The sequence below is a fragment of the Neorhizobium sp. R1-B genome (genome assembly GCF_004368875.1).
GTDB classification, from domain to species: Bacteria; Pseudomonadota; Alphaproteobacteria; order Rhizobiales; family Rhizobiaceae; genus Neorhizobium; species Neorhizobium huautlense.
The window spans coordinates 38,069-50,006 of sequence record NZ_SOEM01000015.1 but is presented as its reverse complement, the minus strand read 5'-3'; the positions used below and the strand labels follow the sequence as shown (position 1 = coordinate 50,006).

Below are 11,938 nucleotides of genomic sequence, written 5' to 3'. Positions count from 1 at the left end.
CTCAGGCCGCCTGGATGGTCTTGATACGGTCGATCCCGCCGACAGTGGCCGCAAACTCCTGCCAAACCCCTTGCGCTCCCTTTTGCCATTCGTCGAGCGCCTCCGGCTTCAAGACCTTGCCGCCGTTCCCCAACGCCTGCTGCACCGACCTGGCTTCGTCTTCGACGATAAGGCGGTCGAAATAACCCGCCGCCTCCTGCGAAGCATCGCGAAAAACCGTCTTCTGCTCGTCCGTCAGCCGGTTCCAGAAGTTCGCTGCGTAGAAAACCACCCCCGAGGCCCAGATATGGCCCGTCTCGGTCATATAGGGCACGACCTCGTAGAGCTTGAATCCGGCATAGGCGGACTTGGTGAGATCCATGGCATCCGCCACGCCGGTCGACAGGGCATTGTAGGTTTCGGTGATCGGGATGCCCACGGGCGTGGTGCCGAAGGCGCTCCAGAGCTTGGTGTGCAGCGGGCTTTGGATGACCCGGATCTTCTTGCCCTTGAGCTGATCGGGGCGCGTTACGGGCTCCTTGGTAAGCAGGTGCCTGGCACCGTAATTTATGAAATCTCCGACGACGAAACCCTGCGCAGCAAGCTTCTCTTTCAGGTTGCCGCCGATCTCCCCATCCACGGTCCGGCGCACATGGTCGCGATCACGGTAGAGGAAGGGAAGATCGAGGATCTGCAATTCCGGCACCCATCCGGAGAGCGAGGAAACTGTCGAGAGGCTTGCTTGCACCGAACCCAGCCGGGCGCCCTCGGCAACTTCCTTCTCGCCTCCAAGTGCGCCGTTCTTGACCACATTGAACCTGAACTGGCCGGGAAGCCTTGCCTCCACCAGTTCGCCGATCTTCACCCAGATCTTGGTCTCAGGCTTGTCGTCGCCCAGAAGCGAGGCGACCGTGATCGCAGTCGCGCGAGCGTTGGCGGTGCGGACATAGGCCGGAGCGGCGAGCGCCAACCCGGTGGCAACCGAAGTCTTCAGAAAGCGGCGGCGGTCCAATTTGTTCATATCCGGATCCTCGGGTTCAAAAACGACGGCACCGGCGGATTGAATTGCCTGGCTCAGCCGACCCGACCTTTTCACCCATGAGATCCGTTTCTTCAAGTTCTCAGATGAGCACCTTTCCAACCATTCACTCGGAAAATGCCGGATCGTCCCATCGAAGTACCTGCATTTTGTCAATTATGTTGACTGGCAATTACGGTTGTGCACGCTAGGTCTTCTACCGAGTCTCATCTCATAGTGGTCTTTCCGGATATTTTAACCGGCCCAGTGATTCATTTTGGAATAAAACCGTGAGCAGCGAAGCAAAACTTCGCGTCGCGAAGCCGTCGGCTTCGTTGGCGTTCGTGAATGCGACAGGCTGGGGCAAGGGCCTCTCGATCCTCACCCGCATCACCGTCATGGCCTTCCGCCATCCCTGGCAATCAAGTCTCGCGATCGGCGCGACCCTGGTCGCCTCGACGTTTCAGCTGATGATCCCGCAGCTGCTCGGCGAGGCGGTGGATCACACGCAGGTCGTGCTCACCGGCGGTGATGCCGGCCGCGCGGCTCAGGATGCACTCCTGACCACGGCACTGCTTCTGCTGGGCGCGAGCGTATTGCGCGGCATCTTCACGCTCGTGCAAAACTACTACAGCGAATCCGTCGGCCACCACATGGGCTATCGGCTGAGGCTCGCGTGTTACGAAAAGATCCAGCGCCTGTCCTTCAGCTTTCACGACAGCATGCATTCCGGAGACCTGATCACCGTCGGGCTTCTCGACCTCGAAGGCGTCCGCATGTATTTCTCGACGGCACTGGTGCGTATGGTGCTTCTCACCATGCTGATCGGCATCGGTGCCTACCTGTTGCTCTCCACCGATGTCGTCCTCGGTCTGCTCGCCTTGAGCTTCGTTCCCTTCGTCGGCTGGCGGTCGTCCGTGACCCAGCTCAGGCTGCGCGCCACCTGGCTGGAACTACAGGAGCGGCTGTCGGTGCTGACCCGCGTCATGGAGGAAAACCTCGGCGGCATTCGCGTCGTCCGGGCATTCGCCGCGCAGAAACATGAACTCGACAAGTTCGAGACAGCCTCGCAGAGCGCCGTGACGCTGGCGCATCAACGCGTCGGCATTCGGGTCGCAAACACCAGCGCCATGACCTTCTCGTTCTTCCTCGCCATGGTGCTCGTTCTCTGGCTCGGCGGAGCCAAGGTGATGGCCGGCGAGATGACGGTCGGCACGCTCACCTCGTTCCTGACCTTCATGACGATCATGCAGATGCCGGTGCGCCAGCTCGGCCTGATGGTCAATGCCTTTGCCCGTGCTTCTACCTGCGGGGCGCGGCTCTTCGAGCTGCTCGATCTCGATATTGCGATCAAGGACGAAAAGGACGCCAAGGACCTTGCCGTTTCTCAAGGCACGCTGCGCTTCGAACACGTCGATTTCGCCTATCCCGGCGCAGAAGAGCACAAAGTGCTGACGGACATCTCCTTTGAAGCAAAACGCGGCGAAACAATCGGCATCGTCGGACCTCCCGGTAGCGGCAAGTCGACCCTGGCTCATCTGATCCCGCGCTTCTATGACGTGACAGCCGGACGCATCACCATGGACGGACAGGACATTCGCAGCGTGACGCTGCAATCCCTGCGCCGCAAGGTCGTCGTGGTGCAGCAGGATTCCTTCCTTTTCACCACTACCATCGAAAACAACATCGCCTACGGCGATCCCTGGGCGAAGGAAGGCCGGATCGAGCGCGCCAGCGAAAGCGCCCAGCTGCATAACTATGTGCTCGGCCTTCCCAGCGGATATGACACTGTCGTCGGTGAACGCGGCGTCTCTCTTTCCGGCGGCCAGCGCCAGCGCCTGTCGATCGCCCGCACCCTGATGCTGCGCCCCGCCGTGATGGTGCTGGACGATTCCACCGCCGCGATCGATGCCGGCACCGAGCAGCGCATCCGCAGCGCCATGCGCAGATACGCTTCGGATCGCGTCACGATCATCGTCGCGCACCGCCTGAGTTCGCTGATGCATGCCGACCGGATCCTCTTCATGGAGGAAGGGCGGATCGTCGAAAGCGGCACGCACGAGGAGTTGCTCGCTTTGGGCGGTCGCTACAAGGCGCTTTACGATCTGCAGATTCGCCCCGACGACGACGCGCTGACCGCTTGATGACGGCCTGAGGAGGAGCCGGGAATGGCCGATGAACTGGAAACCGAACGCGCCGACGTGCGCGACGACGGCAGGCGGCCGCCCCGGGCGGTCGTCGGCTCACACCGGATCGAAGAGGAAATCTTCGGCAAGGTCTTCGACGGCGATATCGTCAAGCGGATATGGGCCTTCGTGCGCCCCTATCGGGTGAAAATCTACTGGGCGGTTGTCGCCGTCCTGATCTTCACCGCCATGCAGTTGGTGATCCCGCTGATCATCCGTTACGCGATCGACAACGGCATGCAGTCCGGCAGCGCCGATCACGGCGTGCTCATCGGGGCCATCGGTGCCTTTCTCGTGGCGATCGTCATCAATTTCGGCGCGAGCTATGCACAGGAAATGCTGGTCGGAAATGCCGCAGAGGACGTTCTCTTCGACATCCGCAAGGCGATGTTCAGCCATCTCCAACGCGTTTCTCTTTCGTGGATGGACAAGACCGAAGTCGGCCGGCTGATGTCGCGGCTGCAGGGCGACGTCAATTCCATGCAGGAATTTCTGGAAACCTCGGTGCTGTCGGTGGGCGATATCGCCCTGCTCTTTGGCATCGTTTTCGTGATGCTCTACCTTGATTTCAAACTGGGCCTGCTGACGCTTTCGGCCTTGCCGGTCCTTTTTGTCGTCCGCATCTTCTGGCTGCCGAGGGCACGCAAGTCCTTCATGGCCGCGCACGAGACCAATTCCGTCGCGAACGGCGCCCTTGCCGAAGCAATCCATGGCGTTCGTGCCATCCAGAGCATGGACCGCGAACGGGTCAACTTCATGCTCTACGACGACAAGGCGCGGGCGAACCTCAGGACCCATCTGACGGCCGCGAAATACGCCCAAGTCATGGTGCCGATCGTCGATACGCTCACCGGCCTCGCCATGGCGCTGGTCATCGTCGTGGGAGGCGCCCGCGTCCTCAACCAGGCGCTGGATGTCGGTGTGATGATCGCCTTCCTGTTCTACATCCAGCGCTTCTTCGACCCGATCCGTTCACTGACGCTGCAATATTCCGTGATGCAGCGCGCCATGGCCTCGGGCCAGAGGCTGACCGAAGTGCTGGACGTGCCAGTCGACATCAAGGACGCGCCAAATGCCAAAGTCCTCTCGCCGGACATGGATGGTTCGGTCGAATTCCGTGACGTTGTCTTCGGCTACAATCCGAAACATCCGGTGCTGAAACATGTGAGTTTCAAGGTCAATCCTGGAGAAACGGTGGCTCTTGTTGGGCCGACAGGCTCAGGCAAATCGAGCTGCATGTCGCTCATTCATCGTTTCTACGATGTCCAGCAGGGCCAGGTCCTGGTCGGCGGCCACGACGTCCGGGACCTGACGCAGGATTCGCTCGGCCGGCAGATCGCCATGGTGCTGCAGGAACCCTTCCTGTTCACCGGCACCGTCTTCGACAACATCCGCTACCACAAGACCGAAGCGACGCGGGAGCAGGTGATCGAGGCGGCCAAGGCCGTGGGCGCCCATGACTTCATCATGCGCATGCCGGGCGGCTACGATGCCGAACTCGGCCAGCGCGGCGGCAACCTTTCGCTCGGTCAGCGGCAATTGATCAGTTTTGCCCGCGCGCTTGTGGCCGATGCCAAGATCCTGGTGCTCGACGAGGCGACCGCCAACATCGACAGCTATACCGAAATGCTGATCCAGAAGGCGCTGGTGAAGCTGCTCGAAGGCCGCACCGGCCTGGTCATTGCCCACCGTCTCGCCACCATCCGCGAGGCAGATCGCATCATCGTGCTGCAGAACGGCGAGCTGATCGAAAGCGGCAACCACGCGGATCTGATGCGCAACCGCAAGCTCTATGCCAAGCTCTACAATCTCAACTACGCGTCCTTCGATGATATCCCCGAGGAGATAATAGAAGACGCGGTGACGGAATCGGCGACCTGATGCGCCGGGACGTTCAGTCCGAGTTGCGAGACGAAACGCGACATTTTCGCCGTGCCGTTCTGCTCCTTCCAACTTATGATATTATGAGTCAGACCAGAACGTGAAGCTCCGACCTACAGGCAGATGTGAAACGTCAACGCGAGCGCTCTCCCGATGCGGCCGAGTTGAGATGGAGAAAGAAATGAGACGTAGGCAATTCATCTGCATGGCAGCGTCCGCGGCATTCCTGCCACGCGCCGCAGCAGCTGAAGGCACGGCGCTGGTTGTGCACAAGGACCCGTACTGCGGCTGCTGCGGTGCTTGGGCATCGGCCTACGAGGCAGCAGGCTTCGTGGTGACTATCCGCAACGAAGACGACATGGATATGATCAAGGCACAACTGAAGGTGCCGAACGAGGTTCATGGCTGCCACACTGCCATCGTCGACGGCTATTACCTGGAAGGGCACGTGCCCCTTGAGGCGGCGGAAAGGCTCCTGAATGAGCGACCGCCGATCGCTGGGCTGGCGGTCGCGGGCATGCCCAAGGGATCGCTGGGAATGGGAACAGATCCCAACGCCTCTTATGACGTGATGGCCGTACCGCGCGACGGATCGAAGCCCTTCGTCTATCTGGCGGTGCGCCCTTCCTGATGCTTTGTCGTCGCGGCCGTGCGGGATTGGTGGACATTGCCGCCGATCCCGCCGTCGCCGGTCCGATGCTTATTGCTGCCAGAACGCCAGCATCTCTTTGGGCGTTACCTTGCTGTCCTTGTTCGCATCCACGCTGTCGAAGATCCGCTTGTGGACTGCCGCCACCTCCTCGAAGGACAGCGCGCCGTCCCCGTCGGTGTCGGCGATCGCGAACATGATCTTCATCATCTGTCCGCGCATGCCCATCTGCGGCATTCCTCCCATCATGCCGGGCTGCATCATCATGCCTCGCCCCATCATTCCGCCCGGCATCATGTCGGAGCCGGGCATGGTCCCCTGGCTTTGTCCGGCCATGCCGTCCGTCCCCGAAGGCGGGGCGGCCTGCGACGACTCCGCCGGGTGATGCGGATCCGCTCCGCTGGTCTGCGCGAGGGCAAAACCTGCACTCCCGAAGGCGATCGCCGCGGCAAGCAGGACAGCGGTTGGAATTGTTGTGGTTCTCATGTCGTTTCTCCTCTAGATTGGTCTGTATCCGCCTGCCCCCTGAAGTGGGACAGGATGAATTCGAATGTCGTGTCCGGCGAACGCGCCGCCGGGCCACCTAGTCGATCGATGAACGGCGCAGTCTGAGCGAGTTGGCGATGACGCTTACCGAGGAGAGCGCCATGGCGGCCGCCGCAATGATCGGCGACAACAGCAGCCCGAAGGCCGGGTAGAGCACGCCCGCCGCGACGGGCACGCCCGCGGCGTTGTAGAAGAAGGCGAAGAACAGGTTCTGGCGGATGTTGCTCATGGTCGCGTGACTGAGCTTGCGCGCCCTAGCGATCCCTTGCAGGTCGCCCTTCAGCAGCGTGACGCCGGCGCTCTCGATCGCAACGTCCGTTCCCGTGCCCATGGCGATGCCGACATCGGCCGCGGCAAGCGCCGGCGCATCGTTGACCCCGTCTCCAGCCATGGCCACGACACGCCCTTCGCTTCGAAGCCGCGCAACCACCCTTCCCTTGTCCTCCGGCAGGATCTCGGCTTCCACCTCGTCAATGCCGAGTCTTCTCGCCACCGCCTGTGCCGTCGTTCTGTTATCGCCAGTCAGCATGACGACCCGGATATTCTCCTCCTTGAGCGAGCGCAGGGCGGCGGGCGTCGTCGCCTTGACGGGATCGGCAATCGCAATAAGGCCGCCGACTTTGCCGTCGACGGCGACGTAGATCACCGTTGCCCCCTCTCCTCGCAACATCTCGGCCTCGCCCATGAGAACCGACAGGTCGATCCCCATTTCCGCCATGATCCGATGGCTGCCGATGACGAGCTTTTTGCCGTCGACGGTCCCGGTGACGCCTTTACCGACCGGGCTGTCGAAGTCGCGCGCCTCGCCCAAAGCGATCTCTCTCTCCTTGGCTGCAGCGACGATGGCCGCGGCAAGCGGATGCTCGCTGGCACGTTCGAGGGTGGCGGCCAGTCTCAGAAGCTCCGTCTCCTTAAAGCCGTCGATGGCCTTCAGCGCCGTGACCTTCGGCCGGCCTTCCGTCAGGGTGCCGGTCTTGTCGACCACCAGCGTGTCGATCTTCTCGAAACGCTCCAGCGCCTCGGCGTTCTTGATGAGGACACCCATCCCCGCGCCGCGCCCGACACCAACCATGATCGACATCGGGGTCGCCAGTCCGAGAGCGCAGGGGCAGGCGATGATCAGCACGGCGACGGCAGCGACGAGGCCGTGGGCGAAGCGAGGTTCCGGTCCCCAGATGCCCCAGGCGACGAAGGCGGCGACCGCGATAAGGATCACCACGGGAACGAACCAGCCCGACACTTGGTCGGCCAGGCGTTGTATCGGTGCGCGGGAGCGCTGGGCATCCGCGACCATGTGCACGATCTGCGCAAGCATGGTATCGCGTCCGACCTTGCCCGCCCGCATAACGAAACCGCCGCTCTGGTTGAGCGTGCCGCCGATCAGCTTTGCGCCGACCTCCTTCGTCACCGGCATGGATTCCCCGGTGATCATGGATTCGTCGACGGAGCTGCGCCCCTCGACCAGTTCCCCGTCAACCGGCACCTTTTCGCCCGGCCGGACCCGCAGGCGGTCGCCGACCTCCACGACGTCGAGGCTGACGTCCTCGTCCGAGCCGTCATTTCCGACACGGCGGGCCGTCTTCGGCGCGAGGTCCAGCAGCGCCCGGATGGCGCCGCCGGTCTGCTCCCGCGCCCTGAGTTCCAGAACCTGCCCCAAGAGCACGAGGATTGTGATGACAGACGCCGCCTCGAAGTAGATCGCAACGGAACCGTCAGCGGCGCGGAAGGTGTCCGGAAAGATGCCGGGTACGGCCGTGGCGACGACGCTGTAGACCCAGGCGACACCCGTTCCCATCGCGATCAGCGTGAACATGTTAAGGCTGCGATTGACGAGCGAGGCCCAGGCTCGCTCGAAGAACGGCCATCCCGCCCAGAGGACGACTGGCGTCGCAAGCGCGAGCTGGATCCAGTTCGAAAGCTGCGCCCCGAGCAGCATGTGAAGGTTGGTGAGATGGCTCCCGATCTCCAGAGCGAGCACCGGCAACGTCAGCACAAGTCCGATCCAGAACCTGCGGGTCATGTCCAAGAGTTCAGGACTTGCTCCCGTCGCTTCGGTCGCGACTTCCGGCTCCAGCGTCATCCCGCAAATCGGGCAGTTGCCGGGGCCAAGCTGCCGGATCTGCGGATGCATCGGGCAGGTGTAGATCACGTCCGCCTCAGGCTCTGGTTTGACGCTCGTCTTCGAGGCGGGCTTCTTCTCTTCGTGGAGGTGGCCGCTTCGGGAAAGGGAATGGCTTGCATGCGTGTGATGATCAGTCATGGATTGCTCCTTCCCGATGAGAACCGGCTGCATCCGTCCCACGGCCGAGCTTTGGAAGGAACCTCGGTACCGCTCTTGCATAGGCGTCCCATGCGGCTCCGAACTCGGCTCGCGAGGCTTCCTCTTCCCGCTTCGCCAGCCGCACATAGACCCAGACGAGGACCGGGAACATGGCGAGCGTTACAAGCGTCGGCCATTGAAGCAGGAATCCTATCATGATCACGACGAAGGCATCGTATTGTGGATGCCGGACGCGGGCATACGGCCCCGAGGTCGCCAGACGGTGATCGCGCTGGGCGGCGTGGAGTACGTGCCAGCTTGACGCAAGCAGCCAGAAGCCTGCGACGATCAGGAGATTGCTCAGGAGATGGAACGGTCCGAAATGCGGGTTGACCCGCCATCCGAACATCATCTCCAGCAGATGGCCGGCGTCATGCGACCAGAAGTCGATGCCGGGGAATTGCCGCCCGAGCCAGCCGGACAGCAGGTATACGGTGAGCGGGAAGCCGTACATCTCCGTGAAGAGCGCGACGACGAAGGCGGAGAAGGCGCCGAGCGAGCGCCAGTCCCGTTTTGTCTCAAGCTTCGTGAAGCTCGCGGCGAAGATGATGAACACCAGGGAATTGATGAACACCAGACTCCAGAACCCGTAGGCCGGAACATCAAACATCGCGGGTCTCCTTCGTCTTCTGTTGGGCCGCGCCCAGTCTGTGGCCGGCATGATCATGGCCGGGATGGCCGCCGTGACCGTGGCCGTGATGCATGACGACGTGCATCAGAGGGCAGATCAGGATGAGGAGCCACGGCAGAACGCCAAGGACGTGCACGCGGTGCTCGTAGGCAACGAGCGCCAGCGCGATCGCGGTGAAGGCGATGAAGACGGTCCGGCTGTAAGTGCTCCAGGCAGATGGGGAGTTTTTGTTGTCCATGAGAATGTCTCGTCGATTTGTTTCGGGAAGGGCTTCGCAGTCATCAACCGCGTCAACCGATGCCGTCATAGGTCACGTAAGCCATCATGCCCGTCGCCATGTGGTAGAGGTGATGGCAGTGAAGCGGCCAGCGGCCGGGATTGTCGGCGTCGAATGCCAGGACGACGCTCGCCATCGGCGGCAGCAGCACGGTATCCCTGACGGCTCCTGCGACCGGCGCTCCATTGACGGCGCGTACCTGGAAATGGTGGCCGTGCAGGTGCATCGGATGCGCCATCATCGAGGTATTGCTGATCACCACTTCGATCCGCTCGCCGCGCTTCACGACAAGACCGTCCGCGCCATCGATTCCCCAGGTGTAGGCTGCCATGTCGCCCGTCAACGAAAGTTCGAAGCGGCGGTCCGCCGCGCGGGCTGCCAGCGGGATGACGGGATGCAGCCGCTGTTCGAGATCGAGCCCGAGGACCGGCCCCCTCGCCTCGCCATCAACGGCGATCCTGCGAATATCCGCACCCGCGGTGGCAAGGATGATGCCCGTCCGTTCCACGGCTCCCTCGCGCAACGCGAGGACGGGAAACGCACCGCCGTTCTTCGGAATGCTGATGCGGATATCGAGACGCTGACCCATGGAGACAGGGAAAGACGTCCCCGTGACCGGCTGCACGCCCTGCCCGTCGACGGCGACCAATTCCGCGGAAAGGCTGCCCGTGTCGATGGTGAAGGCAGTCGCCGTGGCGCCGTTGATGATGCGCAAACGAACCTGGCCGCCTTTCTCGACCCTTACGACATCGGGATCGTCGAGCGTCCGGTCGTTGGCGAGATAGGCGTCATATTCGATGTCGTTGAGGTCCATCGCCGACGTGGCCGCCATCGGCATGCCCATCGTCGACATGCCCGTCATCGGCATCTGATGCCCCTGCATAGTCTTCATTGTCTGCATCATGCCCTGATGGCCAGACCGCATGCCATGCCCGGCGCTCACACCCTTCAGCCCTTCAAGCAGTTCCTCCGGGGATTTGAACGAGAAGTCATGGAGCAGGATCACGACCTCCTGCTCGTCGCGGGCGCGATCTTCGGCAGTCCGCACGATCAGCGGTGCAGCGAGGAGGTTCTGCTCCTGCAGCGTATGGGCATGCATCCAATGCGTGCCACCCGCGCCGACCGGGAAGATGTAGCGGCGGGTCTCGGACGGCTTCAGGAGTGCGGCCGGGTTGTCGGGTACGCCGTCGGCCGCCCAGGGCGGCGTCAGACCGTGCCAGTGGATCAGAGTGGGCTGGTCGATAGCGCTCGACAGCGCGACATCGAATTCCGTTCCGGCATCCAGCGTCAGCCCCGAACTGCTGTCTGGCTGGACGAGGCCGAAGACTCGGGCAGACTTGCCCCTGACGTCTATGGTCCTGTATCCGACGGAGAGGCTGCGAGGCGCTCCCTGTGCAGATGTGGATCTTGCGTCCTGCGAAAAGGCGCGGACGGGACGGAGGGCGGCCGATGTGCCAAGCGCTGCTGCGCCGACCATCAGACCGTTAAGAAAATCACGGCGGTTCATTGCAATTGGTCCTGTTTCCGGATCGGCTGCGCCGATCATTGGTCTTGGGCACCCGTGAGGAAGCCCGTCGAAATGGCCGGATGCCGCAACGGAGCGGCTTCCGGAATCCTCAGACCGGAAAACGGGGGGGACCAAGCGTCGGCGGAAGCGCCAGACCGTGACCGGTCTGGTCGCGCCATGCAAAACGGAGGAAGGAGCCAATGGCTGCCGGCGCCTCCGGCCTGTCCATATTCGTCAGGACGACACAGAAGCCGCATGGAACGGCGCAGCAGCTCTTGTGGTCGGGAATGTGAAGGCCGCCCTTGACCGAGGCGTGGACGGCCTCCTGGATCGAGGAGCGTTCGAAGCCGGAGTGCTCGTGAACGGAATGTTCATGGCACTGCATCGCCTGCACGCCTGCCGTCGGCGCGAAGAGAAGCGCAAGCCCGACCAGCACGGTCAGCACTGCGTTCATCCATGCGAACCTGCGGCGATCGGCTGCCATGCGTGCGGCTCCGTTCCCCTGATCAGCCGAAGCGACGGCTGATGGCGTTGAAGATAGTGCCGATCAACGCTCCCGCATAGCCCCCGAAGACGATACTCTGAACAACGCCCAGCGCCAGGCTCTGCAGATCGAAGCCGGTCAGTCCCAGATAGAACTGCAGCCAAGTCCGGTGCAGACCCCATTCCGGAGCGACGAAGCCGAGCAGCATGCACAGCAGAAACGAGATGGTAGCGAAGGAGGCAAGTGTGGCGGCAAGGACTGGAACGGAGACATGCGCGGACACTGCCGGAGACGCCTCGGAACCAGGGTGCAGGATCGTGTTCACCATTGTAGATCCTCCGATGGGGCTGTTCGCGCAGCCATCACGACCCGACTACTTTGGACCCTTCCGACCGCGCATTCCTTGATTCAAGTCAACAATGCCGGAGCCCGCCGGACAAGAGTTACCACAGCCCTGGAT

The 11,938-nt window shown here is 62.4% G+C and carries 11 protein-coding genes; 3 read left to right on the top strand and 8 right to left on the bottom strand.

Annotation, left to right across the window (positions count from 1 at the left end; all coding sequences use genetic code 11):
* Position 1 precedes the first annotated feature (1 nt).
* Entirely contained in the window at positions 2–1,000 is a 999-nt protein-coding gene (locus EDE05_RS19020; RefSeq protein ID WP_112801328.1) for a TRAP transporter substrate-binding protein, read from the bottom strand.
* 287 nt (positions 1,001–1,287) lie between these two features.
* Between EDE05_RS19020 and EDE05_RS19015 the strand changes: the two genes are divergently transcribed.
* The 3 genes from EDE05_RS19015 to EDE05_RS19005 all read left to right on the top strand — a co-directional run bounded on the left by EDE05_RS19015 (position 1,288) and on the right by EDE05_RS19005 (position 5,695).
* Positions 1,288–3,141, top strand: coding sequence for an ABC transporter ATP-binding protein (locus tag EDE05_RS19015; protein ID WP_207914880.1), 1,854 nt, complete (start codon positions 1,288–1,290; stop codon positions 3,139–3,141).
* A 24-nt stretch (positions 3,142–3,165) separates the two neighbouring features.
* Complete coding sequence (locus EDE05_RS19010; protein ID WP_112801259.1) at positions 3,166–5,064, top strand: ABC transporter ATP-binding protein; 1,899 nt, start codon at positions 3,166–3,168, stop codon at positions 5,062–5,064.
* A gap of 181 nt (positions 5,065–5,245) precedes the next feature.
* Positions 5,246–5,695: a DUF411 domain-containing protein gene (locus tag EDE05_RS19005; RefSeq protein ID WP_112801258.1), complete on the top strand. Its 450-nt coding sequence runs from the start codon at positions 5,246–5,248 to the stop codon at positions 5,693–5,695.
* A gap of 69 nt (positions 5,696–5,764) precedes the next feature.
* Here the strand turns inward: EDE05_RS19005 and EDE05_RS19000 are convergent, their stop codons facing one another.
* The 7 genes from EDE05_RS19000 to EDE05_RS18970 form a co-directional block, all read right to left on the bottom strand.
* Positions 5,765–6,199, bottom strand: a complete 435-nt coding sequence (locus EDE05_RS19000; RefSeq protein ID WP_112801257.1) for an EF-hand domain-containing protein — start codon at positions 6,197–6,199, stop codon at positions 5,765–5,767.
* Between the two features lie 97 nt (positions 6,200–6,296).
* On the bottom strand, positions 6,297–8,519 hold the full coding sequence (locus tag EDE05_RS18995; RefSeq protein ID WP_162712484.1) for a copper-translocating P-type ATPase: 2,223 nt from the start codon (positions 8,517–8,519) through the stop codon (positions 6,297–6,299).
* Positions 8,512–9,189 (bottom strand): isoprenylcysteine carboxylmethyltransferase family protein, encoded by a 678-nt coding sequence (locus EDE05_RS18990; protein ID WP_132412777.1) that lies wholly within the window; start codon positions 9,187–9,189, stop codon positions 8,512–8,514. Before EDE05_RS18990 ends, EDE05_RS18995 begins: the two co-directional genes overlap by 8 nt.
* On the bottom strand, positions 9,182–9,448 hold the full coding sequence (locus EDE05_RS18985; protein WP_112801323.1) for a DUF2933 domain-containing protein: 267 nt from the start codon (positions 9,446–9,448) through the stop codon (positions 9,182–9,184). The genes EDE05_RS18990 and EDE05_RS18985 overlap by 8 nt, the downstream gene beginning before the upstream one ends.
* A 52-nt stretch (positions 9,449–9,500) precedes the next feature.
* On the bottom strand, positions 9,501–10,994 hold the full coding sequence (locus tag EDE05_RS18980) for a multicopper oxidase domain-containing protein (protein ID WP_112801318.1): 1,494 nt from the start codon (positions 10,992–10,994) through the stop codon (positions 9,501–9,503).
* 109 nt (positions 10,995–11,103) lie between these two features.
* Entirely contained in the window at positions 11,104–11,478 is a 375-nt protein-coding gene (locus EDE05_RS18975) for a hypothetical protein (RefSeq protein WP_112801255.1), read from the bottom strand.
* Positions 11,479–11,500: 22 nt separating this feature from the next.
* Positions 11,501–11,806, bottom strand: coding sequence for a hypothetical protein (locus EDE05_RS18970; RefSeq protein ID WP_105370140.1), 306 nt, complete (start codon positions 11,804–11,806; stop codon positions 11,501–11,503).
* Positions 11,807–11,938: the final 132 nt, after the last annotated feature.